The organism is Chroococcidiopsis sp. CCALA 051 (assembly GCF_003015105.1).
Lineage (GTDB): Bacteria > Cyanobacteriota > Cyanobacteriia > Cyanobacteriales > Chroococcidiopsidaceae > Chroococcidiopsis > Chroococcidiopsis thermalis.
Genome location: NZ_PYCI01000023.1, coordinates 23,231 through 49,374 on the forward strand (window position 1 = coordinate 23,231; position 26,144 = coordinate 49,374).

The 26,144-nt window shown below is 44.8% G+C and carries 26 protein-coding genes; 14 read left to right on the forward strand and 12 right to left on the reverse strand.

Going from position 1 to position 26,144, the window contains the following annotated elements; all coding sequences use genetic code 11:
- Positions 1-99: 99 nt before the first annotated feature.
- From C7Y66_RS07840 to C7Y66_RS07850, 3 genes are all read left to right on the forward strand, one after another.
- On the forward strand, positions 100-2,403 hold the full coding sequence (locus C7Y66_RS07840) for an ATP-binding protein (protein WP_199197301.1): 2,304 nt from the start codon (positions 100-102) through the stop codon (positions 2,401-2,403).
- A gap of 331 nt (positions 2,404-2,734) precedes the next feature.
- A complete protein-coding gene (locus C7Y66_RS07845) occupies positions 2,735-5,221 on the forward strand; it encodes an ATP-dependent Clp protease ATP-binding subunit (RefSeq protein WP_106545126.1) in 2,487 nt (828 codons plus the stop codon).
- Positions 5,222-5,278: 57 nt separating this feature from the next.
- On the forward strand, positions 5,279-5,575 hold the full coding sequence (locus C7Y66_RS07850) for a hypothetical protein (RefSeq protein ID WP_106545127.1): 297 nt from the start codon (positions 5,279-5,281) through the stop codon (positions 5,573-5,575).
- A gap of 106 nt (positions 5,576-5,681) precedes the next feature.
- Here C7Y66_RS07850 and C7Y66_RS07855 read toward each other — a convergent pair whose 3' ends face one another.
- Complete coding sequence (locus C7Y66_RS07855) at positions 5,682-6,605, reverse strand: cation diffusion facilitator family transporter (protein WP_106545128.1); 924 nt, start codon at positions 6,603-6,605, stop codon at positions 5,682-5,684.
- 484 nt (positions 6,606-7,089) lie between these two features.
- Positions 7,090-8,010: a cation diffusion facilitator family transporter gene (locus C7Y66_RS07860; RefSeq protein WP_106545129.1), complete on the reverse strand. Its 921-nt coding sequence runs from the start codon at positions 8,008-8,010 to the stop codon at positions 7,090-7,092.
- Between the two features lie 382 nt (positions 8,011-8,392).
- Here C7Y66_RS07860 and C7Y66_RS07865 point away from each other — a divergent pair, with 382 nt between their 5' ends.
- The 3 genes from C7Y66_RS07865 (at position 8,393) to C7Y66_RS07875 (ending at position 10,600) form a co-directional block, all read left to right on the forward strand.
- Positions 8,393-8,746, forward strand: coding sequence for a hypothetical protein (locus C7Y66_RS07865; protein WP_106545130.1), 354 nt, complete (start codon positions 8,393-8,395; stop codon positions 8,744-8,746).
- Positions 8,747-8,812: 66 nt separating this feature from the next.
- Positions 8,813-9,502 carry a response regulator transcription factor gene (locus C7Y66_RS07870; RefSeq protein WP_015154127.1) on the forward strand — a complete coding sequence of 230 codons (690 nt, stop codon included), beginning with the start codon at positions 8,813-8,815 and terminating at the stop codon, positions 9,500-9,502.
- Positions 9,503-9,700: 198 nt separating this feature from the next.
- Positions 9,701-10,600 (forward strand): hypothetical protein, encoded by a 900-nt coding sequence (locus C7Y66_RS07875; protein ID WP_199197303.1) that lies wholly within the window; start codon positions 9,701-9,703, stop codon positions 10,598-10,600.
- 78 nt (positions 10,601-10,678) lie between these two features.
- On the opposite strand, the gene aroF is transcribed toward C7Y66_RS07875, so the two are convergent.
- From aroF to rpsO, 3 genes are all read right to left on the reverse strand, one after another.
- The gene (gene aroF / locus C7Y66_RS07880; RefSeq protein WP_106545132.1) at positions 10,679-11,737 is read right to left on the reverse strand and encodes a 3-deoxy-7-phosphoheptulonate synthase; all 1,059 of its coding nucleotides are present in this window, start codon (positions 11,735-11,737) and stop codon (positions 10,679-10,681) included.
- Between the two features lie 269 nt (positions 11,738-12,006).
- Positions 12,007-12,477, reverse strand: a complete 471-nt coding sequence (locus C7Y66_RS07885) for a PAM68 family protein (protein WP_015154124.1) — start codon at positions 12,475-12,477, stop codon at positions 12,007-12,009.
- A gap of 15 nt (positions 12,478-12,492) precedes the next feature.
- Complete coding sequence (rpsO, locus tag C7Y66_RS07890) at positions 12,493-12,762, reverse strand: 30S ribosomal protein S15 (protein WP_015154123.1); 270 nt, start codon at positions 12,760-12,762, stop codon at positions 12,493-12,495.
- A 157-nt stretch (positions 12,763-12,919) separates the two neighbouring features.
- Between rpsO and C7Y66_RS07895 the strand changes: the two genes are divergently transcribed.
- Positions 12,920-13,306: a hypothetical protein gene (locus C7Y66_RS07895; RefSeq protein WP_106545133.1), complete on the forward strand. Its 387-nt coding sequence runs from the start codon at positions 12,920-12,922 to the stop codon at positions 13,304-13,306.
- A 26-nt stretch (positions 13,307-13,332) separates the two neighbouring features.
- Here the strand turns inward: C7Y66_RS07895 and C7Y66_RS07900 are convergent, their stop codons facing one another.
- Together C7Y66_RS07900 and surE are read right to left on the reverse strand one after the other, a co-directional pair.
- Entirely contained in the window at positions 13,333-14,376 is a 1,044-nt protein-coding gene (locus C7Y66_RS07900; RefSeq protein WP_106545134.1) for a bifunctional riboflavin kinase/FAD synthetase, read from the reverse strand.
- Positions 14,377-14,452: 76 nt separating this feature from the next.
- Positions 14,453-15,256, reverse strand: a complete 804-nt coding sequence (gene surE, locus C7Y66_RS07905) for a 5'/3'-nucleotidase SurE (protein ID WP_106545135.1) — start codon at positions 15,254-15,256, stop codon at positions 14,453-14,455.
- A 184-nt stretch (positions 15,257-15,440) separates the two neighbouring features.
- Here surE and pheS point away from each other — a divergent pair, with 184 nt between their 5' ends.
- The 4 genes from pheS (at position 15,441) to C7Y66_RS07925 (ending at position 18,231) form a co-directional block, all read left to right on the forward strand.
- Entirely contained in the window at positions 15,441-16,442 is a 1,002-nt protein-coding gene (gene pheS, locus C7Y66_RS07910) for a phenylalanine--tRNA ligase subunit alpha (RefSeq protein ID WP_106545136.1), read from the forward strand.
- A gap of 207 nt (positions 16,443-16,649) precedes the next feature.
- Positions 16,650-16,829 carry a proteinase inhibitor I4 serpin gene (locus tag C7Y66_RS07915; RefSeq protein WP_106545137.1) on the forward strand — a complete coding sequence of 60 codons (180 nt, stop codon included), beginning with the start codon at positions 16,650-16,652 and terminating at the stop codon, positions 16,827-16,829.
- 63 nt (positions 16,830-16,892) lie between these two features.
- Positions 16,893-17,213: a hypothetical protein gene (locus C7Y66_RS07920; protein ID WP_106545138.1), complete on the forward strand. Its 321-nt coding sequence runs from the start codon at positions 16,893-16,895 to the stop codon at positions 17,211-17,213.
- Between the two features lie 136 nt (positions 17,214-17,349).
- Positions 17,350-18,231 carry a thermonuclease family protein gene (locus C7Y66_RS07925; RefSeq protein ID WP_106545139.1) on the forward strand — a complete coding sequence of 294 codons (882 nt, stop codon included), beginning with the start codon at positions 17,350-17,352 and terminating at the stop codon, positions 18,229-18,231.
- A 147-nt stretch (positions 18,232-18,378) separates the two neighbouring features.
- On the opposite strand, the gene C7Y66_RS07930 is transcribed toward C7Y66_RS07925, so the two are convergent.
- The 5 genes from C7Y66_RS07930 to C7Y66_RS07950 form a co-directional block, all read right to left on the reverse strand.
- Entirely contained in the window at positions 18,379-18,948 is a 570-nt protein-coding gene (locus C7Y66_RS07930; RefSeq protein ID WP_015154115.1) for a hypothetical protein, read from the reverse strand.
- A gap of 7 nt (positions 18,949-18,955) precedes the next feature.
- Complete coding sequence (locus tag C7Y66_RS07935) at positions 18,956-19,294, reverse strand: hypothetical protein (protein WP_146149753.1); 339 nt, start codon at positions 19,292-19,294, stop codon at positions 18,956-18,958.
- A 48-nt stretch (positions 19,295-19,342) separates the two neighbouring features.
- Positions 19,343-19,912: an HdeD family acid-resistance protein gene (locus C7Y66_RS07940; protein WP_106545141.1), complete on the reverse strand. Its 570-nt coding sequence runs from the start codon at positions 19,910-19,912 to the stop codon at positions 19,343-19,345.
- Positions 19,913-20,071: 159 nt separating this feature from the next.
- Positions 20,072-21,256 carry a tetratricopeptide repeat protein gene (locus C7Y66_RS07945; protein WP_199197304.1) on the reverse strand — a complete coding sequence of 395 codons (1,185 nt, stop codon included), beginning with the start codon at positions 21,254-21,256 and terminating at the stop codon, positions 20,072-20,074.
- A 264-nt stretch (positions 21,257-21,520) separates the two neighbouring features.
- Complete coding sequence (locus tag C7Y66_RS07950) at positions 21,521-22,195, reverse strand: fasciclin domain-containing protein (protein ID WP_106545142.1); 675 nt, start codon at positions 22,193-22,195, stop codon at positions 21,521-21,523.
- Between the two features lie 710 nt (positions 22,196-22,905).
- Between C7Y66_RS07950 and C7Y66_RS07955 the strand changes: the two genes are divergently transcribed.
- From C7Y66_RS07955 to C7Y66_RS07965, 3 genes are all read left to right on the forward strand, one after another.
- Positions 22,906-23,184, forward strand: a complete 279-nt coding sequence (locus C7Y66_RS07955) for a GlsB/YeaQ/YmgE family stress response membrane protein (RefSeq protein WP_106545143.1) — start codon at positions 22,906-22,908, stop codon at positions 23,182-23,184.
- A 239-nt stretch (positions 23,185-23,423) separates the two neighbouring features.
- Complete coding sequence (locus tag C7Y66_RS07960; RefSeq protein ID WP_106545144.1) at positions 23,424-24,215, forward strand: glutathione S-transferase family protein; 792 nt, start codon at positions 23,424-23,426, stop codon at positions 24,213-24,215.
- A 118-nt stretch (positions 24,216-24,333) separates the two neighbouring features.
- On the forward strand, positions 24,334-26,070 hold the full coding sequence (locus C7Y66_RS07965; RefSeq protein ID WP_106545145.1) for an ATP-binding protein: 1,737 nt from the start codon (positions 24,334-24,336) through the stop codon (positions 26,068-26,070).
- Positions 26,071-26,144: the final 74 nt, after the last annotated feature.

Consider the following 26,144-nt stretch of genomic DNA (forward strand, 5'->3'; position numbering starts at 1 on the left):
ACTTGTAACTTGTCCTTCCCTTACCCATAAGTTTGCATTTTTCTCGCTAAAAATGGGCAGACTATGAATAACAATTTATAGATATGCTGCCTTAAAACAGTGCCAGAGAAAGAACCACAGCAAACTCAGCATTGGCTGGAGATCGAAGATAACGCAGGTAAGCGCGTAGTCGTTTTGGAGGCTGCCACCTGCACTCTGGGGCGTGACTCTTCTAACTCGATTGTATTGCAGTCTAAGCTTGTCTCTCGCCAGCACGCGATCTTGTTGCGCGTCACAACTCCTGGTACTGCCAACCATTTTTTTCGCATCATTGACGGTAATTTACAAGGCAAGCCCAGCACGAATGGCATTCGCATCAATAAAAAATCTTGTTTCTCGCACGACCTCAAACATGGCGATGAAATTGAATTTGCCGGAGATGTAAGTGCTACTTACTACTGCAATAGCGATCGCGAATCTGATTCTAGTGGACTAAATTCTAGCTCCCATCACAGCCCACCCACGCAAATTGTTGAAAATATTGAGTTTGCTAATTCTAAAGAGTCAGTACTCGTTCGCTTGGCTTCCTTTCCCGAACTCATATCAAATCCAATCTTAGAGTTCGATCTCACTGGCGATATTACTTACATTAACCCCGCTGCTGTGGCTCAATTTCCCGATCTGCGGGAAGTGAAACTCCAGCATTCAATTATGGCTGGAATTGTAGAAAGAGTACAAGACGATCGCGACACGTTTTTTGTTCGTGAAATAGAAGTTCTTGACAAAATTTTCGAGCAATCCGTCCACTACTTACCTGAAAATGAGCTGGTCAGAAGCTATATCGTCGATATTACCGCGCGCAAGCACACCGAGCTAGCACTGCGAGAAAGCGAAACTAAAAACCGGGCTTTGCTCAAGGCAATCCCCGACTTGATCTTGCGGATCGGTGCGGATGGAACGTATCTGGACTACATACCAGCTAAAGACAGCGAGTTTTCTGCCACCAGCAGTCAAATGATTGGTAAGAACGAGTACGACGTGTTACCAATGGAAGTCGCCGAACAAAGAATGCGCTACGTCCATGCTGCTTTAGAGACAGGTAAACCCCAGCTTTTTGAGTACCAACTACAGGTTAACGATAGAATTCGCGTGGAAGAAGCACGCATCGTTGTTAGCGGCGATCGCGAAGTACTAGCTATCATCCGAGATATTACAGAGCGCAAGCGGGTAGAAACTTTATTACAACAAGCATACGACGAACTAGAGCTGAGAGTAGAACAGCGCACGGCAGAATTAAGATTAGCCAACGAGCAACTACGCAGAGAAATTACCGAACGACAGAGGGTAGAAGAGGCTTTGCGTTCCAGTGTCGCTACCAATCGCGCCCTGCTGAATGCAATTCCCGACTCCATGTTTCGCCTCAGTCAAGATGGCACTCTCCTCAACTACAAAGCAGCAAAGGATGATTGGCTGATTGCTTCTCACACTGAGCCAGTTGGCAAAAAACTCTCTGACCTATTTGTACCAGAGATCGCTCGACCATTAGTAGAATGTGTCGAGCAAGCGATCGGTACTGGTGAAATTCAAATATATGAATATAGATTGACAATAGCAGAGCAATCGCGAGATTACGAAGCACGAATTGCTTTAAGCGAAGAAGACGAAGTAATGGCGATCGTGCGCGACATCACCGAACGAAAAGGAGCAGAAGCAGAAATTAGACAAGCCCTAGCAAGAGAAAAAGAACTGAACGAACTCAAATCTCGCTTCGTCACGATGGCATCCCACGAATTCCGCACGCCATTAACGACTATTTTATCTTCAGCAGAGTTATTAGAAGATTACAGTTCCAAGTGGACAGAAGAGAAAAAACGCCATCATTTTCAACGCATCATTACCGCTGTCAAACACATGACTGGTTTGCTGGATGATGTCCTCTTAATTGGCAAAGCAGACGCAGGTAAACTCGAATTCAATCCATCATCCATAGATCCGATCGAATTTTGCCGCGAACTGGTTGAAGGGATACAAATCACAACCACCGCTCATAAAATTCTTCTGCGCACGCAGGGAGAGATTATCAATGCTTGTATGGATGAAAAGCTGTTGCGACAGGTACTAGGAAATTTACTCTCTAATGCAATTAAGTATTCACCTAATGGTGGAAGTATTTATTTCGACATTATTTCAAGGGAAGGAGCAGCAATCTTCCGAATTCAAGACGAAGGCATCGGCATTCCGATGGGCGATCGCGATCGACTCTTCCATTCTTTCCACAGAGCTAGCAACGTCGGTAATATCTCTGGTACGGGATTGGGGCTTGCTATTGTCAAAAAATCTGTCGATGCTCACGGCGGTCAAATTTACGTGAAAAGCGAAGTCGGAGTCGGCACGATCTTTATGGTGAAAATACCGCTTTGTTAGAAATAAGGGGCGAGGAGTCAGGAGCGAGGAGTAAGGGAATTTTAGATTTTGGATGCGTGGATGCGGGATTCTTTCTTTGCACACCTGCTTCCTTGTCCCCCTAGTCTCCCTTGTCCCCCTTGTCCCCCTAGTCTCCTCCTTCCTCTCACTCCTCACTCCTCGCTCCTTATCAGGGTGGCTACTACGCCTTTGGCATTACGGCTATTACCAATGCAGAGTTGTACTTGGGAAGGATACATTAACGGAAGAAACTACATAAAAGTTTATGTAGAGAGGGTGAAAGTGAAAACCTCTTCACCTTTTCAAACAGCTCGGTAGAGGAAAGCCCGTTATGTTTGAGCATTTCACTGATAAAGCAATTAAAGCAGTTATGCTTGCCCAGGAAGAAGCACGTCGCCTGGGTCACAATTTGGTAGGAACCGAGCAAATTTTATTAGGCTTGATTGGAGAAGGCACGGGAATTGCAGCAAAAGTATTAACCGAGCTGGGAGTGACCCTTCAAGCAGCCCGCGCCGAAGTGGAAAAAATTATCGGTAGAGGAAATCGTCCAGCGATGGCTGAAATTCCCTTTACACCAAAAGTCAAGCGCGTATTCGAGCAAGCTTTCACAGAAGCACGCACTTTGGGGCATAATTACATCGGTCCAGAACACGTGTTGTTAGGTTTGCTCCAAGAGGGAGAAGGTGTCGCTGGAAAAGTCTTGCAAAACTTGGGGGTCGATCTAGACGAAGCCCGTGGTAACACGATTCGCAAGTTGGGTGAAGTTGCAACTGTTGCTAGTGCTGGTAGACAAGGACGCAAGGGTTTTGGCACAGCCCCCAGTAAAACTTCGACGTTGGATGAGTTTGGGACGAATTTAACGAAGCTAGCGGCGGAAGGTAAGCTAGATCCTGTCGTCGGTCGTGAAAAAGAAGTTCAACGAGCCGTGCAAATTTTAGGTCGGCGCACGAAGAATAACCCCGTATTGATTGGCGAACCTGGTGTTGGTAAAACCGCGATCGCGGAAGGCTTAGCGCAGCGCATTGCTAACAACGACGTACCTGATACTCTCATAGACAAGCAGCTATACAGTCTTGACATGGGTTCGTTAGTTGCCGGAACTCGCTATCGCGGTGACTTTGAAGAGCGGATCAAATCTGTTTTGGATGAAGTGCGATCGAATAGCAGTGTTATCCTATTTATCGACGAAATCCATACTTTAATTGGCGTAGGTGGTGTCGAAGGCGGAATCGATGCGGCAAATATGCTCAAACCTGCCTTAGCTAGAGGCGAGTTGCAGTGCATGGGAGCTACTACCCTTGATGAGTACCGCAAGCACATCGAACGGGATGCAGCACTAGAAAGGCGTTTTCAGCCAGTGATGGTAGATGAACCTAGTGTTGTCGAGACAATCGAGATTTTGTTTGGATTGCGCGATCGCTACGAGCAACACCACAAAGTTAAAATGTCAGATCTAGCTTTGGCTGCTGCTGCTCAACTGTCCGATCGCTACATTAGCGATCGCTTCTTACCCGATAAGGCGATCGATTTGATCGATGAAGCAGGTTCTCGCGTCCGCTTCCGCAACTCGAAGCAGTCTCCCGAAACCCAAGCACTCAAGCAAGAATTGGTGCAGGTCACGAAAGAGAAAGAAGCCGCAGTCTCGGCACAAGATTTTGACAATGCTGGTAAATTACGCGATCGCGAGTTGGAAATCGAGCAACAGTTAAAGGCGATCGCTGAAAATAGAAAGCAAGAAATCGAAAACGCTAGCGTTCCTGTAGTAGACGAAGAAGACATTGCTCAAATTGTCGCTGCTTGGACGGGCGTACCAGTCAGCAAGCTGACGGAATCCGAATCAGAGTTGCTGTTGCACTTAGAAGATACTCTGCACCAGCGTCTAATCGGACAAGAAGAAGCTGTTACAGCTGTTTCTAAAGCTATCCGTAGAGCGCGAGTTGGATTGAAGAATCCCGACCGTCCGATCGCTAGCTTTATCTTTTCTGGTCCTACTGGTGTAGGTAAGACGGAGTTAGCCAAATCCCTTGCTGCATACTTCTTCGGCTCTGAAGAAGCGATGATTCGCTTGGATATGTCGGAATTCATGGAACGGCATACTGTTTCTAAGCTCATCGGTTCGCCTCCTGGTTACGTTGGCTACGACGAAGGTGGACAACTAACGGAAGCCGTGCGCCGCAAACCATACACAGTGTTGCTATTCGATGAAATTGAGAAAGCACACCCCGACGTGTTTAACATGCTGTTGCAAATCATGGATGACGGTCGTTTGACTGATGCCAAGGGGCGCACGGTAGACTTTAAAAACACGCTGATTATTCTCACCTCTAATATTGGTTCGAGAGTCATTGAAAAAGGTGGCGGTGGGATTGGGTTTGAATTGGGTGGCGATCGCGCTGACGCACAATACGATCGCGTTCGCAACTTAGTCCAAGAAGAACTCAAGCAACATTTCCGTCCTGAGTTTCTCAACCGCCTTGATGAGATTATCGTCTTCCGTCAACTCAACAAGAATGAAGTCAAGCAAATTGCTGACATCATGCTTCAAGAGATCTCTAGCCGCTTGACCGAGCGTTCTATTACCTTGAAAGTGACAGAGCGTTTTAAAGATAAAGTTGTCGATGAAGGCTACAATCCCAGCTACGGTGCTAGACCGTTACGTAGAGCAATGATGCGGCTGTTGGAAGATTCTTTAGCCGAAGCTATGTTATCCGGTCGCATTAACGATGGCGACACAGCTTTAGTTGATGTTGATGCTGACGGTCAAGTCCAAGTCACCAAAGTAGAAGCGAAAGAATTGATGCTGTCTTCTGCTAGCTAGAATGTTTTTGAATAAACCATAAATGTAGGGTGGGCAATGCCCACCCTACTTTGTACTATGAGAGCAAAAATTGAGGATACAGTCCTGTTTCTCCACCGCGAGGACGTACCGACTTATAAAAAAGGCGGTTCTGTGGTTCGCAACAGCTATTTCTGGGCGCTGCGTTCTATTGCTGGTAGATCGGTGCGCGATCGCGATTGGGAATATGAATCAGAAGTTTGGTTTGCTCTGACGCGAATGCTACTATCCTTCAGTGAATCGGGTTATCTCGGTTTGCGAGAAACCATCCTCGAATTTCCCCCGACTCAAGAAAAAATTCCTGAGATCCTACGTCCTGTTGCTACTTGGGAGTGAGCGGTTGTCAGTTGTCGTAGGGGCGGGTTTTGAGGGAAAATTTCGGGTCGCCAGCGGTGAATCGTTGGCTAAACCCGCCCGTACAAGAGTTGGGAGGAACTGCAAATCACTCTGTTGCTGACTCGTAGCTAATTTGGTCGGATTGGCAATTGTGCGGTTCGACGCGGATAGCGACTCTGACCGAACCGTATCGGTCTCGTAACCGTGCTTCTACTTCTTCGGCTATGTAGTGGGCGGTTTCGATGTCAGAAGAGTAGATGACTAAATGCATCTCGATAAAAACTTGCCGACCGACTACGCCACGGGAGGCGATATCGTGACAGTTGATGACTCCAGGTACGGACATGGCGATCGCGTGAATTTCTTCAGGCGCGATCGCGATTTCATCGACTAACCAAGGTAAATTTTCTTTCAGAACTTCCCAGCTACTGCTAAATACTAAAAAAGCGACGGGAAAAGCCAAAATTACATCAAGCCACGGTAGTAGAGGAATACCCGATTCCTGTCCCTGCCAAACGCCAATTAATCCCGTCAATACCGTGAGCGTAATCCACCCATCGCTCATCGTATGTTTGGCATCAGCAATCAAAATCGGACTGCCCAATCGTTGTCCTTCACCATCCTCGTAATAGGCAAGAAAAATATTCACGCCCAATACGATCAGCAACAACCACAATTCTGGTGCAGAAACCTTAACTAACTCTGCACCTTTAAGCATTCGCTCTATAGCTGTTTGTAAAATTTCAAAACCTGCAATGCTAATAAAACCCGCGATTCCCAAAGCTCCTATCGCTTCAAATTTTTGATGTCCGTAAGGATGATCGCGATCCGGTTCTGGTGAAGATAGGTTATTGGCAACTAGCCCCAAAATGTTGTTACTACTATCTGTCACGCTATGTAAAGCATCCGAAAACAAGCTGAGAGAACCAGTCCACCAAGCCAGGATTGCTTTGAGTATTGTCACACTCAAATTCAGCAGTAGGGTAACGAGCAATACCTTCCGCACTGCTACACGGTTATCATTTCCCATACCATTCCATCTTATTTGCTCTTAAGTAGTTGTTTTTTGTGGTCTTAATTGACACATGGCAATACAAAATTACTAGATAATAAAAGACTGCTATTGTCTAGTTTTACTTATTAGCTCAAATCACCCATTTTTAACCTACGATACGTTGTTATTCCCCAACTTGAATGATATGGTTTAAATTCTCTCAGGGTAAAGTCAACTTTTACATACTATTACAACAATCAGTCTGGCTTATTGAAAAAGATTGTTGTTTAGCTCCGATTCTAAGGCTAAATCTAACAGCGATCGCACCGCTTTAATAAGTAGAGCTTTTCAGAATCGTGAATTAAATTCAATTACGATAATTGGCTGTAATCGTAGTTGGTTGCTAGTGTTGGTAAAAAAAGTGATGCGTGATGCGTGAGAAGAAGTTACTACCGCTCGCTGATAACTGTGTAGAGACGTTACATGTAACGTCTCTACAGTGACAACCGATCGCTGCTCCCTAAGATGCCGAATCAAAGCTAATACTGTTTGACTTGTATTCAGGTGGCTCAACGTGAATTAAAACCCGCACGGGGCTAAATTTCTCTTCCAGCTTGGCTTCTACGGCTTCAGTGATCCGATGGGCAGTATCCACATCAACAGCATCGACAATTAAGTGCATTTCAATAAAGACTTGTCGCCCTAGTAAACCACGGGAGGCGATATCGTGACAGTTAACTACCCCAGGTACGGATAAGGCGATCGCGTGGATTGCTTCGGGGGCGATCGCGATTTCATCGACCAACCAAGGTAAATTTTCTCTAATCACCTGCCAACCACTCCAAAACACTAATAAGGCTACGGGAAATGCCAAAATTATGTCTAACCATTGGAGTTGAGGCAGATTTAAAACTCGTCCCTGCCAAATACCAATCAATCCTACTAACACGGTAATCGTCACCCAGACATCGCTCATAGTGTGTTTAGCATCGGCAATCAAAATCGGACTGCCTACCCTTTGACCCTCGCGACGTTCGTAAAAGGTCACGAAAATATTCACTCCCAAGACAATCAGTAGCAACCACAACTCTGATTCAGTAATTTTTACTGGCTGAAGCCCACTAAAAATTCGCTCGATCGCTCCTTGTAAAATTTCAAAGCAAGCAATGCCCAAAAAGGCAGCTATACCTAAAGCTCCTACAGCTTCAAATTTTTGATGCCCGTAGGGATGATCTCGATCTGGTCTGGGAGAAGAAAAGCGGCTGGTAATTAATCCCAAAACGTTATTGGCGCTATCCGTGATGCTATGCAAGGCATCGGCTAATAAACTGAGCGAACCCGTCCACCAACCTATTGTGGCTTTCAACGTCATCACAAATAAGTTGAGCAATAAAGTTATCAGTAAAACCTTACGAACTACAGAACGATTGTCTAAAATCATATCTAAAAAAGCTGAATTTTAAATACCAAATTCGGAGTCACAAACAATTGAATTATAGGAAATAATCTTTTAGTTTGTGGTTTTTATATAGAATTGAGACAATAAAAAAAATTGGTAAACTGTATACTTAATGAATAGAATTAGCAGTTAATTCTAGATTTTTTCGGATTGTTTTGAAAAATGTTCTTATTAGGGATAAATCAAAATAGCTCCCGAGAGACGAAGGAAGGACGAAAGAATTGCGGAGCAGCTATCAAGTCGTAAGTTGCTCCTTTGCAGTCGCAAGTTGCAAGTCAGAAGCATCTAGCCACCAGCCACTAGCCGCTATCCACGGATAACTGATAACTGTTAACTGATAGAATCAAATTTTAATTACCCGATCGTGACTCCTACACAATTAACCTTAAATTTAGTTGAAGGCTCGGTTTCCTTCAGCTTTTCGCCAACGGCAGCACGGGAATTACAGGCTGCGATCGCTCAGTTGATGGATCGTCTCAAAGCAGTTGCAGTCAAAAGTACACCGATTGGCAAAGCCACTCCTCAACCTCCGATGGAATATCGCCACATGGGAGAAGTTTTTCTTGAAGTATTTTGTAATCCTAATATTTGGGCGAGTCCCTTTGCGGCAAAGGTTCTGCTAACCGTCAAAGATAGTAACATTCGCTTAACTAGCGAAGCCGAACTCACTCGCATCAGCGAAGACTTAGAGCGATATTTAGCAGAAACTGAGGGCTAGAGAACAGATGAGGGAGCAGTCTAAAATCCGCTAAAGTGGTACTAAATATCAAATGCAAGAATTGGAATGTCACCACGTCTTTTACTAGTCGATGATGAACCTGGACTGCGGGAAGCCGTCAAGGACTACTTAGAAGAAAGCGGTTTTGCCGTGCAGGTTGCAAGTAATGCCCGCGAAGGTTGGGATTTATTGCAGCAAAATACTCCTGACTTGGTGATTTCAGATATCATGATGCCCCAGGTAGACGGCTATCAATTTCTGAAGCAAATGCGCGAAGATCCCCGCTTCAAACGCCTACCAGTGGTATTTTTGACTGCTAAAGGGATGACAACCGATCGCATTCAGGGCTACAACTCTGGTGTAGATGCTTATATTCCCAAGCCTTTCGATCCCGATGAGTTGGTGGCAATTGTTGAAAACTTATTAGACCGTCGCCCCGTCAGTCAACCCTTAGCAGAAGGTGAAGCCCCCGACATCGCTGAATTAGCCAATCAAATCGCTCAAATTAAGGCAATGCTAACTCAGCGTAGTGCAATTAATACGACTCCCGCCCCAATAAAAATCGATCTAACCCCGCGAGAACAAAGCGTCTTAAATTTGGTGACAGAAGGATTGATGAACAAAGAAATCGCTCGCCGCCTGCAAACGAGCGTCCGTAACGTAGAGAAATACGTCAGCCGCCTTTTTAGCAAAACTGGTACAAATAGCCGTACTGAATTAGTTCGGTTTGCCCTAGAACATGGCTTGATTGAGTAGGTGGTAACTTATGGCTAGAAAGGCGATCGCCAGTGCGTGAAAGTATTATCTACTAAAGTTTTTAGCCTACTCTACTTGAGTAAAAAGAGATAGGTGCGATCGCTTCAAGGGGCAAAAAGTTCCTAGCTAGCGGAGGAATTCCCTTGCATCTGAACTTGCTAGAGTTATGATGAAAGCTCAATTCAAGTGGATTGCTCCATGTTGCGTAAATTCACAATCTTGTTTTTAACCTTAACTTTATGCTGGACAACTGTAGCTTGTGGAGGACCAAATGAAGCGAATAATCCCCAAGCTACTAGGAATGTAGCCACGCGAGAAAACGTTTCTACCCAGCTCGCCGATGGTGAGTATCCCGTACAGCAGGCTGAATATAATGATGTTGATGGGACATATAGTTTAGTCTTACTCAATACCCCTCCTGGCACGCCCCCGGTTTACAATACTCAAAACTTACAAATGGCACGGCTGACCGACGAACAAATTAAAGCAGGTCAAAAGAGTTATTTGAAAGTAGAAAACGGACAGCCAGCTTTATATCTAACTGAAGATTTTCGGATTCAGTACGTCCATAACGTAACGGAAACGCAGACAAATCCGCAAACAGGACAGCAAGAAGCTGTAGTTGTCCGCCGAGAAACGAGTTTCTGGACACCATTTGCTGGAGCCTTAGCGGGTAATATTGCTGGTCAGGCGATCGGTAGTTTGCTATTTAGACCTCAGTACTACGTTCCACCCGTCTATCAACCAGGGGTAAGCGTTCTCAGAGGCTATGGCGGTTATGGCAATACATACGATCGCGCCGTAAGCAGCTATCGCACCCGTTACAACGCAGCCCCAGCAGCAGTTAGAAACAGACAAACCTTCCGTACTACTGGTAGAATTAGAACTCCTTCGGGTAGCACGGTACGCACACCCGCACGCACGACTAACCGTCCCACTGGATCGGGTTACGGTACTAACATTCTGCGCCCATCGGGCAATCGTAACTCCACATACAGAAGACCATCTTCTGGTAGTTTTGGTAGTGGTAGTCGCAGCCGGGGTTCTTTCGGTAGTGGTAGCCGCAGCCGGAGTTCTTTCGGTAGTAGAAGACGCTAGACGTTAAATTTATCTGCGGTAGGGGCGCACAGATGTGCGCCCTGACGAATTTTGGGGATGGGCGTTGCCAGCCCTAAGTTATGTCAAAGCAACAACTGGCGGCTGCCAGCGCCCTACTGCTCTGCCAATAACGCTGAGTTCTTGCATGAGGCGATCGAATCTTTGCGGTGTGAGGGATTGAGGTCCATCAGATAGGGCTTTAGCAGGGTTTGGATGGACTTCTATCATCAGCGAATCTGCACCCGCCGCGATCGCCGCCATTGCCATTGATGGTACGTATTCTGCCCTTCCCGTGCCGTGGCTGGGATCGATCGCGATTGGTAGGTGAGTCAGCGATCGCAATACGGGAATAACTGATAAATCCAGGGTATTTCGCGCATACTGGCGATCGAAGGTACGAATACCCCGTTCGCATAAAATCACGTTGGGATTCCCCGCAGCCATGATATATTCAGCTGCCATCAACCATTCTTCAATTGTGGCTGACATCCCTCGTTTTAAGAAAACTGGTTTGGGTTGCGCTCCCACTTTTTTCAACAGCGAGAAATTTTGCATGTTCCGCGCCCCAACTTGGACGACATCGGCGACTTCTACAATCTTGTCCAAATCTTCCGCGTCCATTACTTCAGTAATGATGCCCAAGCCCGTAGCCTCCCGTGCCGCAGCCAGCAAGCCTAAAGCACTTTCACCATGTCCTTGGAAAGCATAAGGAGATGTCCGAGGTTTGTACGCTCCACCGCGCAACAGTTTAGCTCCTGACGCTTTGACATACTGCGCCGTAGCCACGATCATCTCTTCATTTTCAACCGAGCAGGGACCCGCAATTGTCACCACTGGATGATTTTGACCGATGTGAACTGCTCCGTCGGGCGTTTCTATGACGACTTCCGTAGGCTGTCCGTGACGAAATTCTAAACTCGCACGTTTAAATGGTTGTTCTACTCGCAAAACTTGTTCGATCCAAGGACTAATTTCTTGCATTTGCAACGGATCGAGGGCGGCTGTTTCCCCTACTAATCCGATCACAACTTTATGTTTCCCCACAATTCTTTCAGGCGTCAGCCCTCGACCGCACATTTCTTCACTAATGCGATCGATCTCTTCTTGTGGCGAACCAACTTTCATCACAATAATCATGCCAAATTCCTTATTCAGTTATCAGTTATCAGTGGCTAGTGAAAGCGTGGCTGGTGACAAGAGTTGAGTCTAACAACTAACCACCAGTCACTAACCACTCACGACTCGCTGCTCGCTAAATAAATACTTAAATGAAATTTTTATATAACGAAGGGATGAAAAGTTAAAGGTGGTGCGATCGCCATGCAAAAGCCCTGTTCGTCTCCTTTTCACCCACTCGCCTCGTTCAAGTTAGGTCAAGTACTAAAAGTTGGTGGCTGACATTTTAGTTAAACATTCTTTTGCCGATTCGCTCGCCAAGCTTCTACCATACGCCCCCAGTTAGTCTGGAACTCTTGTCCGCCCCAGATGCCTCCGATTCTATCTTCATCCCAAGAAGCAGAGAGAATACCGTAGGTAATTCCTAACACGCCTAAGCCAAAACATCCCATGCTTACCATCAACACGGCTATGGGAGGCAATCTCAACCAGCCGTTGCTCACAACTATGTAGCTGACAAAAAATGTAGATACCCCGAAAAATGTTGGTATCCCAGCAAACGCCGCCATCCGCCGTGCCATCCGACTGCTAACAACTTTAGGAATAGCGATTTCTTCCTTTTCCCGCTTCGTTAACTTGCGGTTCGGTTGTGCTTTGGTTTCTTGAGTCGCAGAGGCTTGTACCTTGGGGGGTTTTTGGCGCTTCCTAGCAGGTTCAAACGGGAGGCGATCGCTTTGCTTTTGCGGTTCTTCAGCTGCCATAGTTTCCAACCCTTTCTAACCTCGGATACCGAGACGAGCTAATAAATTCTGATATTTTTGTTTGTCTTCGCTTTGCAAGAAGCTTAACAGCCGCTTGCGCTGTCCGATTAATTTTAACAAACCCCGTCGGGAAGAGTGGTCTTTCTGATTGCTGCGTAGATGCTCGCTGAGACGGCTAATCCGCTCTGTTAGCATTGCTATTTGCACTTCAGTCGATCCCGTATCGGTATCGTGAACTTGATATTCGGAAATAAGCTCTTGCTTGCGCTGTTGTGTCAGTGCCATGATTTACTCTTTAGTCATAAAATGCCGCGATTTTTCATTGTACCACAGGCTTTTATAGTGACCAGTTATCAGTAGAGAGTGGTGCGTGGTGCGTGAGGTAATGTAGCGCCATCCTTCAGTTCTACAATGGAAGTAAGCCACATTTGAGGAATAAGCCATGATTTGGCGCTACATTCTGGCATGGATTCCTATGGTATTTCTTGGCATTATCAATGGTTTCATTCGGGAGGTGACATACGGAAAATATTTCAGTGAGTTACGCGCCCATCAAATTTCAACTGCTACTGGTGTCTTGTTGTTAGGTCTTTACATATGGGCGATCGCACATCTGTGGGGCTTTGATTCACCCAAGCAGGCGATCGCCGTTGGATTGCTCTGGCTGGGACTTACTGTTATCTTTGAATTTACTTTTGGTCACTTCGTTGCTGGACATTCATGGAGCAAGCTGCTGAGCGACTACAACATTTTGGCAGGACGAATTTGGCTCTTAATCCTCATCTGGGTTGCGATCGCTCCTTGGTTGTTTTCCCGGTTTCTAGCTTAAGCAACAATACACAGCGCATCCATAAATCAATTTACTTTTTCATGTGTGGTATCTGGTGATAGCAAATTTCTTGCCTTGGCGGAATCAGCTGCAATTTGTGCTTTCAGTTCATCCAGGGAAGCAAACTTTTTTTCCGGTCGGATAAATTCCTCTAATTGAACGGCGATCGCTTTACCATAAAGATCGCCCGACCAATCAAACAAATGTACTTCTACCGTTAGCCCAATTCCGTTAACAGTAGGACGATAGCCAAGATTCATCACTCCAGACGCTAGAGGTAAAAGGCAAGAGGTAAATTCATCGTTTGATATTCCCCCTTGTCTTCCTTGTCTTCCTTGTCTTCCTTGTCCATCATGTCTCTCACCTTCTATTAAAACCCTGACGGCATAAACACCAAGGCGGGGTAAAAACTTATTTTCGGGTAATTCAATGTTAGCTGTAGGAAAGCCAATGGTTCTTCCTAACTGCTGCCCTTTGACGACCTTACCTTGAAGAGTATAAGGACGAGCCAATAACAACTCGGCGCGTTTGACATTGCCTTCAGTTAATGCTTGTCGAATCGCAGAACTGCTAATCCTCTCGCCTTCACAATTGTAGTTTGGCAAAATCGCCACAGGAATACCAAATCGAGCCGCGATCGCCTGTAAATCTGTTGCCGTACCGCTCCGCTGCTTGCCAAAGCGAAAATCTTGTCCGATGCTAATCGTTTTCGCTTGCAGTTGTTGTACTAATATTTGCTCGACAAAATCTTCAGGGCTTAAAGCTGCTAGCTCTCGGTTGAAAGGCAGCAATACCAACTGCTCGATCCCCCAATTGGATAACTGCTGGACTTTTTCTGGTAGTGGTGTCAGCAGTTGGCGAGACTGTCCGCTAAAAAACTCCTGCGGGTGAGGGTTAAACGTCACCACTGTTGAATGGAAAGCCGTTAATTCCGAATTCTGACTTCCGAATTCCGAATTCTTCACGACAGGCTGAATCACTTGCTGATGCCCGCGATGCAAACCGTCAAAATTTCCCAGGGCAACAGCAGTTGGAGTTAGAGCGTTAGTAGTAGATTCAGTTATCCACACGCTTTACATTTTGACACAAACTACACTTTGGCACAAATGATTTGCTTGCCGTAAATCGCTCGTGACTTACCGATCGCTACCCAGATGGAAAATTGATTTGCCGTTGACTTAATTGTCGTAAACCCGATGCACAAGTCAGGTTATATTGCAACGGCGTGACGGTAATGTAATTTTGGCGAATCGCATCCACGTCGGTAGGAATGTTTTGAGGCAAATGCAGATCCGGTTCTGGTTCCACTTCTTCTAATAGTTCCCCTGCCAGCCAGTAATAAGTTTTGCCACGGGGATCGACTCGTTTTTCAAAGACATCTACATATCGTCGTATGCCCTGACGAGTGAACGTGACTCCAGTAATCTCTGCTTGTGGCACGGGAGGAACGTTAACGTTGAGTAAAATCAATTGTGGTAGCGGTTCCCGTTCCAACTGCGCAACCAAAGACCGAGCAAAGTTAGCTGCGACTTGAAAATCTTGATGGGTGAAACTAGTAAGGCTAAAAGCAATACTAGGGATGCGCTCGATGATCCCTTCCATTGCGGCGGAAACCGTACCGGAATACAAAATATCAGTACCTAGATTCGCCCCTTGATTGATGCCAGACAGAACTAAATCGGGGGGACTGTCGAGTAAAGCCCATAAAGCCAACTTCACGCAGTCAGAAGGAGTGCCAGAACACGCCCAAGCTTTAATTTTGGGATGAAAAATCGATTCGATCGATTCGGCGCGGATTGGTTGATGCAGGGTCAAACCATGTCCGGTTGCCGATCGCTCGCGATCGGGGCAGACGACAAATACATCGTGTCCCGCCTCAGCTAAAGTATTGGCAAGGGTGCGGACACCAAGAGCGTAAATGCCATCGTCATTGCTGATCAGTAGTTTCATTGGGAGAGTAGGAAGTGGCTAGTGGCTGGTGGTTGGTGGCTGGTGGCTGGTGGCTGGTGGTTGGTGGCTGGTGGCTGGACTCTTTTCTAGTCACTAGCCACTAGTCACTAATCACTGATAACTGCTTTACACTGATAGAATAGACGCAGTTAGACATTTTATAATTGTTAGCAGCTAAAAGAGCATGACCGAACAGCCTAGTAACTTAGTCACTCAACTAGAAACGCTACGACAGGAAGCGCAAACCGCGATCGCTGCTGTTGATAATTTGGAGCGATTGGAAGAACTTAGAGTAGCGTACTTAGGCAAGAAAGGTCAATTGTCTGCAATTATGCGGCAAATGGGTCAGCTCTCAGCTGAAGAACGTCCGCAATTTGGCGCGATCGCCAACACCGTTAAAGAAGCGGTACAAGCAAATTTAGACGACCGACGTACAAAGCTTCAAGCAGCCCGACTCCAGGCGAAATTAGAATCTGAAACTATAGATGTGTCTATGCCTGGGGTTTTTCGTCCCCTCGGTCACGCCCATCCCCTCAACAGTACTACTGACAGAATTATTGATATTTTCGTCGGTGTGGGTTACACCGTAGCGACGGGACCGGAAATCGAATCGGATTACTACAACTTCGAGGCACTGAATTTCTTACCCGACCATCCAGCACGGGATATGCAGGATACATTATATCTCCCCGATGGAAACTTGCTGCGGACTCATACATCAAACGGGCAAATTCACTATATGGAAGACAACGAGCCGCCCGTGCGAATTGTGGTTCCAGGTCGCTGCTATCGGCGGGATACTGTAGATGCTACCCATGCCGCAGTTTTCCATCAAATAGAATTTTTTGCCGTAGATGAGGGCATAACTTTCACCGACCTTAAAGGTACGATCCAAATATTCTTACAAGAAATGTTTGGTGACGTGCCGATCCGCTTCCGTGCGAGTTATTTCCCCTTCACCGAACCTTCGGCTGAGGTAGACGTGCAATGGAAAGGGCGTTGGTTGGAAGTCATGGGTTGCGGCGCGATCGATCCGAACGTGTTGAAAGCAGTAGGCTACGATCCAGAGGTCTACACGGGTTTTGCCGCTGGTATGGGTGTGGAACGGTTGGCAATGGTACTCCATCAAATCGACGATATTCGTCGCTTTTACAGTAGCGATCTGCGGTTTTTGCGACAGTTTTAATTGAATACATGGGTTGTCTGTCATTTGTCTTTGTGACTCGGCGAATGACAGATGGTTAGTGACGAATGACACATCTCGTTTCCAAAACTGTAACCGCAGTAGGAAGACTTATCGGAGGTGTCATACTTAGAATTTAAGTTAAGCAATAACAAACAGATAGTTGCTTACTTTTCCTAAGGGAACGAAAATTTCGCACGCAAAATATTTATGATTGTTATCGAGAATACTATGAATGACAGAGAATTTAACCGTGAAAGAGCCAGTTTTTGGCAGAGGCGATATGCTGCTCGTTTGGGTAGACTTTACGTACAACTGGCAGCGAATAACGTCTTCTTGAAGTTGTTTGAAGGTTCGGATAGAGATCGCTTCAACTGTTCGGCTTCCTAGCTCGTTCCGGTACTATGCTATTTTTGTAGGCAGAGCTTCACAGAATTTTATTTTGGAGACGAGATGATGCGCCCAGTCTCATTTATAACTCTAGCTCTCCTGATCATTAGCGTGCTTTCTACTACAGCACAGGCAGAGAATCGGCGAATAATTACTCAGCTAGAATTGCGCGATCGCATTGTCAAGATTACTTCTGGTTCCCAAGGATTAATCTACTCCGTTATTTCCCCAGATGGCACGGTGTTGGATGCAAATTTGAACGAAACTCAATTGGCACAGAAGCATCCCGAACTGTACGAAAAAGTTCGTCCTGCTGTTGCTAAAGATGCTAATATTTCTGAGGCAATGCTGTGGATGGGTGAGTTTCCAGATAATTCTAAATAAGTGGAGCAGAGAATTCTGAATCAAGCAAATCCCATCGAACTTATCAAAGACAAACTATCGATAATCTGTCCATAATCTATCGCTGCTAGTCTGAGACACTAATTGGCTAGCAGCATTCATATGGAGGACAGTTTGCATGACATCACCTTTTTATCTCACTATCAAAGGTAAATTTGTCATTGCAGGCAAAGAACCAGACGGAGATTCTGTACGCTTTATTGCTGACGATCCAGAGTTATATCAAGAACTCCAACGTAATTATCGAATTAAACCTTCTCGCGATCGCAGCGTTCAATTGCGATTTGAAGGTATAGATGCTCCAGAAGTACATTATGGCAGGTATGCCCAACCTCTAGGAGACGAAACCCGCGATTTTCTCCTCAAAAAGATGGGTTTTGCCAAGATCGAATTTCAAGGCGATCGCGTCCAATCTGCCGATCCTGATACTATATCTGGAGTTATTTTAACTCAGGCAGCTGATGTCAACGGACGACCTATATCTTATGCACTAATTGGAAAGAATGCCGCAAAGCTAGAAAATGGAGACTGGACGCAAGTTGAACCAGAACTTTTGCGACAAACTCTTAACTTTCTAATGATGGCTGAGGGCAGAGCTTATTATACTGTTTATACTTCTACACCGCGATCGCATCGTCAAGTCCTACGGGAAGCAGCTTTAGCAGCGCGGGAAAAAGATTTAGGAGTATGGGCAGCAGATAGTACTAGTATTTTCAGATTAGTAGACTTCGATTCTATTACTCCTCCCAACGGTCAATTAATTCTACCAAAGTTATTTCGGCGCTGTACAGATTATCTTAAAGCTGTCGCTGACGGTTATAGCGGTAATCTTGCAGATTGGCTAGAAGGTGTTTCTCTCCAGCGATCGCGCAATGAAAATGATGCAGTTATTATTCGCGATCGGACTCAAGTTTCTCTGAGTAGCCTGATCGAACAATATAACAGTCAGATCGCATTTCAAGAAGATTTATTAGATATTACTTTCGTAGAAAAGACGTAACCGATTATCAATTATCAGTGTAGAGACGCTACATGGAACGTCTCTACACGTTGTCAGTGATGCAAGGGAGTACGCGAGCAGCGATCGATAACCATCAACTGTCTCCTCAATTTTAACTTTTGACTTTTAACTTTTAACTTTATTTATCTAATGCGTCATTGCTATTTCTATCCATTTAGGATAAGCATAAGATTTTTGAACTTTTAACTGCGATCCAGTGTAAGTTGTACCTATCAACTCAAATATACTTTGTAGTTTATCCATTTTCTGTGGTTCTGTTCCAAAGGTTTCTAAAGCCAGACTCCACCAGGCATTATTTTGGATAGTTAACTGAGTGAGTTCTAAGGCACAACCGTCATACAGACGTTGCGATCGCACTTTACCGATCCTCACCCAAGATTTTTGGCTCAATACATGCTTTGGTTGAAAACTTTCAGTGGTTGGATCTTCACACAACCATTTGCCCCATTTTTCTAACTTACCCTCCACCCGTTCAAAATGCAAACTCTTTAATTCTGCTTGTCGCCACTTAATTTCCAAACGTCCCTGGCGCAATTTTAATCCCATATATTCGCATTCAGGAACGTAGAGATACACGTCTTCTCTTGTTTCTGGTGCTTGCAATTGTCCGCCTAATTTATCTCGCTCAAACCAAGAGGAAACCTCTAAAGGTAACTCTCCTGAAATAAACCAACGCAGTTCCAAACTATTTAGCATATGTCATCTATTTGGGAACTGTATAACCTGCCTCTTGTGCTGCTAATGTGTTAGGAAAACACCTTAACGGTTCGACTTTATCGTATACGGGAGATTGGGGAGTGAGAGCAATTTTTCCTAATCTTTTGCTATTAATCCCTTTGATTGGATTACCATCAGCACAACTTGTTTTTTGTGCTGTATTCTTTCGATCTAATGTAGTAGATGTAGGTGCAGTATTCGGATTAGGTGAGCTTTTGGTATTATTCGTTAACTCACCAGATTGATTATTACAGCCAGAAAGAATTGCAGCTGCAATGGTAATTAACATAGCAGCTGCTCTGCGAGAAGAAATTGAAAGTTTCATCAGCCTCAGCTTTTGTAGTGCGGACGACGCTATTGAAAATGCAACAGTTTATGCTGAAGTTGGTTGATTAGTTCTATCTAAGCTCGAACGTCCGCTTAGCGACAGCATTACCCGTGAAATCCCTGTAAACAAAATGCTAGCACCAACTAAAGTACCAATTATCCACGGTGCATCGAAGGGATACTGAAACCAAATCATCCCACCTAAGATTAAGGTGATAATACCGTCACCGAGTACCCAAGTCCAGTTTTGTTGCGGACGCAAACGGAGAGCAAGAATAGTTTCAAAGACACCTTCCGCGAGTAGGAAACTACCCAGCAGTAAAGTTAGCGTTAATACACCTGTTAAGGGGTAAACAAACAGCATTATACCTGTAGCGATATACAGAATGCTCAACACGAGCTTCCAAGCAAAACCCCCATCGTTGCGAGTCTGAAACGCATAAAATAGCTTAGCAGCTCCAGAACTAATTAAAATCAGTGCTACCCAAGTCTCAAAAAATATTGTCGAGACAGCAGGTAAAGCGATCGCAATAACTCCGAAAATAGTGAGTAGTATGCCGACGAGCAAAGAGCGATCGATACCTTTGTTACTGTTAGAAGAAATATCTGTTGTCATTTCAATTTTCCCGTACTGGAAACAATACCATCACGCTAGTTAATTTCTCTAGTACTTGGGTAGGATCTTAGGGTAGAGTTATCAGGTATCAGTTGTCAGGGAGCAGTTAATCTCGACTTACAACTTACGACTTCTTCTCTTACCATTACTCACTGTTGACTAAAATCCCATTTCCTGTAATTTTTGGGACAATTGCCTTGCTACAGCAGGATTGCTCGATTCGTAAAGTGCGATCGCCTGTTGAAATGCTGCTAAACTTTCTCTTACCTGCCCTAGTTTCAGTAATGCGACTCCTAAATTCTGATAAGCTTGGGCATATTCAGGATTGAGTTGAATGGCGCGTTCGTAAGCTGCTATCGCTTCTACAAATTGTCCCATTGCCTTTAAAGTAATACCTAAATTGTAGTAACCTAAAGTGAAATTAGGGTCGATTTGTAAGACTTTTAAATAGTTAGACTTGGCTTGAGGTAAGTTTCCTATTTTTTGCCATAAGTTCCCTAAATTGTTATAAGCACCAATTTTTAAAAAGGAGGATACATTTAACTGAGCTGCTGTTTGATATGATGCAATTGCCAGCGATATTTGGCGCTCGTAACTATAAGCAAGTCCTAAATGATAGTGGAGTTCGTACAAAATTTCCTTATTGTTTGCCGCAGATTTCAGTCCTCGTTCTAATAATTCAATTCCTGGCACAACTTTTCCTGTTTGTACGTATAAAGCTCCCAACTTACTACAAACATAAGGATCGTCAGGATGACTAGCCAAAAAGCCTGACATGATCTTCTCAGCTTGGACGAACTTATCTTTTTGTGCAATTTGCTGTTGTTGATATCCATAGTGTAAGATAGCAACCCGATCTAAGTTAGCAATTTGCCAGTGGGTTTCGCGACGAAGAATTTCCGTAACGCTATCATCAATCATGGCGTGATAGGGACGCGCAAAATAGATATCTTGATGGCGGCGAAACAAACGAGAGACTAGAGAGTAAGGTGATTGTACTGCACCAACTTCTTGCCTTAGTAAATTAATTACCAAGAAGCGATCGCCGTCCATTGCCTGTTGTAAGTTCGGGATAATTTCTGGTACTAAAATCTCATCTGCGTCTAGTACTAAAACCCAGTCACCAGTCACGTACTTAAGTGCCTCATTTCGAGCTGCACTAAAATCATTACACCAGTTAAAGTGATATATTTTTGCCCCAAATTGCCGAGCTACTTCTACCGTGCGATCGCTAGATCCAGTATCTAAAACAACTATTTCCTCTACAACATCTTTAACACTATTGAGACACTGAGGTAGCGCTATTTCTTCATTTTTAACAATGATACAAAGGCTGGTTGTCATTTGTCACTTGTCATTTGTTATTTGTCATTTTTATCGATCGCGTCCATCTACGGTTGTAATTTCCTGAACGAGAGATTGCCTATAAATTAAGTGCGATCGCCATAAATAATAAATGGTAATAAAAATCCGTTCAATTTCAAATTGAACGGAATTACAAGATTATCCTATCAGTTGTTGCTCGTTTGACTCAAAAGCAAAAAGCAACCACAAGCCATCAGTTTAATGCTTTCCCATTTTGACTTTTAACTTTTGACTTTTGACTTCTTACAAGTCAGGAGGTAGCATCACTTTATCAATCGCGTGGATGACACCATTACTCGCTTTAATATCGGGTTGCACTACACTAGCATCGTTCACAGACACACCCTTGCTGGGATCGGCTTGTACGTTTACAGCACCCCCTTCTACTGTCTTGACTTCCCCAGATTTTAAGTCGCTAGATGTGACATTACCTGGTACTACGTGGTAGGTCAGGATTTTGACCAAAATATCTTTATTTTCAGGTTTCAACAACTCTTGCAAGGCATCTTGAGGTAATTGAGCAAAAGCTGCATCTGTCGGCGCAAACACAGTGAATGGTCCCTGTCCAGAAAGAGTTTCTGTCAAACCTGCTGCTTTGAGAGCTGCTGTCAAGGTTTTAAAGGAGTCATTAGCGGCGGCTAGAGCCACTAAGTTCTCCGTTGAAGGCTCAGTTGCTCCTGGTGCAGGAGTCACAGGACTAGGCGCTGTTTCTGGTGGCTGAGTTTCTGATGGGGGTGTAGTCGGTGTTGTGGGTGGCGTACCAGTACGACGGTTGTAAGGGGGTTCGTTGAAAATACTAGGTCTGGGATTAGTTGCTCCTCCACTCGACTGTTGCGCTTCCACAGGAAGTCCGATGAGGATACTAGCTCCTATAACTCCTATCAGGCTTGCTAGTAGCTTGAGCGTCTTATTGCACATTAAGCTAGTGTGACTAATAGTGTGACTTGGAATTTTTCTCACTGTTGCGTTCCTCTATTGCTCCAAGAATTGTTAGACTATCGTTTCTTTGTCGTGTTCCGAGAATCTTAAGTTTTATAACATTCTCCGATCTTTTTGACAAACTGCACAAACATCCACTCTGCGAAAGGCTTTGGGTCAGCGGGGATTTTTAAGAATGGCTCGTTATAGAGACTTTGCTATTAACAGGCATTTTGAGTCAGCTCGCTAGTGTACCTCTAATAAAAAGTGGAAAAAAGATATTCGAGCTTGCATTGCGTTCGTTCAATTGCGTTCGTGCATGAGTGTCACTTCTATCAAGCTAGATTGACTTGATTTATTGCATTTAAAAAATATCGATCCCATCTGCTTGCTACTCGCGATCGCTACCCCTTTCTAAAAAATCGCTGGAATAATTGGGACTATATCAAAAGATATACTATTATCCCAAAGGAATAATTTCAAAATATTAAAATCTAATGTGTTTCGTTTCATTTTTAATCGCTCCACTTGACAGATTGCATTTAGATTTCTTAAAAGTGAATATATCAGCAGACTCAAAAGTTTATATAGTTTAATTGTTGCGTTCATATTTCTTTAGGTTATTACCTGAGGTAGAGGGAATTACAAGTTTGAAAGTGATAGATTGCACTTGAATAAATGATGGATGAGTAGAAACAGGAGTTAATGATATGTGGAACATCATTGCTTGGATTGTTTTAGGACTAATAGCTGGAGCGATCGCTAAAGCCATCTACCCCGGTCATCAAGGTGGTGGTATCCTAGCAACAATTATTCTCGGAATTTTAGGCGCATTAGTAGGGGGCTGGCTAGGGTCTGTCATCTTCCCGGGTAGCGCAGGTGCGGCGGCTGGAGTAGGCGCACTAACCATACCCAGCATTATTTTCGCCGTTCTTGGTGCAATCATCTTACTGTTCATCTGGGGCTTGGTAACTCGTCGAACTGCGTAAAAACTCGATAAGAAGTTGTGAGTTTTGAAATACCTAAACTTTCCTTCCCCAAAATCTCTGCTGGGGAAGGATTATTTTGTTATTAAGTAGTGAGTGGCTGGTGGCTGGTGACTGGGGACTAGATTCTTAGTTTTGGTCTAGCCACAAGTCACGAGTCACCGATAACTGGTAGCAGGGGACTAGATTCTTAGTTTTGGTCTAGCCACGAGTCACTGATAACTGTTTCAAGGAGCAGGCAAATGATAGAACTGTATCAATTCGAGCTATCGCAGTACTCAGAAAAGGTGCGTTTAATTCTAGATTACAAAGGATTAGAGTACCGTAAAATAGAAGTCACACCAGGTATAGGACAGGTAGAACTATTCCGCATGTCGGGACAGCGACAAGTCCCAGTACTGAAAGATGGCAGTACATTTGTAGCAGATTCTACCGAAATTGCTAAGTATCTCGATCGCCAATATCCAGATAGACCTTTATTTCCCAGCGATCCAGTTCAACGAGCATTATGCCTGATAATGGAGGAATGGGCAGACTCATCTATTGGGATCAAAAGTCGTCAAGCGCTATTTGGTGCAATTAGCCAAGACCAAGGTTTTCGTAAATCTCTCCTTCCAGAGACGACTCCCGATATTGTCAAAAGTTTAGTTGAGTTCATCCCCAGCGAAGTGCTGAAAGTTTTAGGAATTGGCGTGGGTTCTGGTCCTGATAGCGTTAAATCTGCCACGACGGACTTAAAACAAGACCTAGAAGCACTATGTTTGTTGTTAGTAGAACGTCCCTACTTGCTGGGTGACGAACCTTGCTTAGCCGATTTAGCTGTTGCAGGCTTGTCCATGCTGATTAAATTCCCTGATGGACCTTACCTCGACTTGCCGCCAGCCGTAAAAGGAAAAGGTATCCCAGGATTAGCTGACAGCATTGTATACGAACCATTTTTCATTTGGCGCGATCGCCTCTACGCTCAATACCGCAAATCTACCTTCAGCTACAGTACTGCACCCTCAGCACCCACTTCGATTAGTATTGATTAGCTTTGTTGATAGTTTTTTGCTAGGCAAAAAACTATCAATCAATCTTTTTGTAGCCACGATCGAAAATTCGACATAAGATAAGCCAAGGGAAATTGCAAATTTTGCCGTCATTAATACTATGAATTCGGCGCAACCACCCTTGGGTTCTGTTATCCAAGGTTCTCTCAGTCAAGGCTTAGAAGTAAGACTCCATCCAGATGTCTCGGTGGAAGATATGCGGGTGGGTAAATTTCTAGTTGTTGAAGGGGCGCGATCGCGTTTTTTCTGTATGCTGACAGATGTATCGCTCGGTACTTCTAGCAACAGAATTGTTGCCAACCCCCCCCATCCAGACGATGATTTTTTACGGGAAGTGTTAGCTGGTAGCGGCACGTATGGGACGATAGAACTTGCTCCCATGCTGATGTTTACTCCCGAAGAATATGTAGAGACAACCAACGGCGTATCTCTACAAGGCAAAAAAAACGACTCGAACGGGCAAAATGGATTGGCATCTTATCAGCCGCAAAGTAGCAGCAGTATCGAACTGATGCCAGTTAAAACAATTCCTCGCCACTTCAGCCAGGTGTATGATGCTAGCGAACGAGATTTCCGCGCTGTCTTTGGCTGGGAAGATGACCCCCACCGCCGCAATTTTGCCATCGGTCAACCGTTGGATATGGATGTCCCCATCTGCATCGATTTAGACCGCTTTGTAGAGCGCAGCAACGGTGTATTCGGTAAGTCTGGGACGGGGAAATCATTTCTCACCCGTTTGCTGTTGTGCGGCATCATTCGCAAGCAAGCAGCAGTCAACTTGATCTTCGATATGCACTCGGAATATGGCTGGGAAGCAGTGCGCGAAGGCAAGCAATTTAGCACCGTTAAAGGCTTAAGACAGCTATTCCCCGGACAAGTCCAAATCTATACCCTCGACCCCGCATCCACTAGGCGGCGAGGCGTGCGGGATGCGCAGGAACTTTACCTCAGCTATGACCAAATTGAAGTTGAAGATTTGATGCTGGTGCGAGATGAATTAAATTTGTCTGAAGCCAGTTTGGAAAATGCGATTATTTTGCGCAACGAGTTTGGCAATGCTTGGATTAGCCAACTCTTAAGCATGACAAACGAGGAAATTCAATTTTTCTGCGAAGAAAAGCGGGGTAACAAATCGTCAATTATGGCGTTACAGCGTAAGCTGAACCGCCTAGAAGACATGAAATATATGCGCCCCGTCTGCCCGCAAAATTATATTAAACAAATATTGGAGTCTCTAACAGCTGGTAAGCACGTTGTGATCGAGTTTGGTGCGCAATCGAATATGCTGTCTTATATGCTGGCAACAAATTTGATCTCGCGCCGGATTCACCAGCATTACGTCCACCAAGCCGAGAAATTTTTGCAGACCAAAAATCCTTGCGATCGCCCCCGGCAATTAGTGATTACAATCGAAGAGGCACACCGCTTTCTCGATTCTGCCACCGTCCGCCAAACTATTTTTGGGATCATCGCCAGAGAGATGCGTAAGTACTTCGTGACGCTGTTAGTGGTTGACCAGCGCCCCTCTGGAATTGATAATGAGGTGATGTCTCAGATCGGTACGCGGATCACAGCTTTACTCAACGACGAAAAAGACATTGATGCTATCTTCACGGGGGTTTCTGGAGGGCAAAGCTTGCGATCGGTTTTGGCTAAACTTGATTCTAAGCAACAAGCTCTCATTATCGGTCATGCCGTACCCATGCCAGTCGTGGTTCGTACCCGTCCCTATGACGAGAAATTTTATACGGAAATCGGCGATGTTGCTTGGGAAGAAAAGCCTGATGACGAAGTTTTTGCCGCTGCCGAACTAGCGAAAGCCGATCTAGGTTTTTAATTTGTAGAGACGTTACCTGCAACGTCTCTACGAAAAAAAATGTATTCGGAATCTACACCAAAACTTCATCTGTT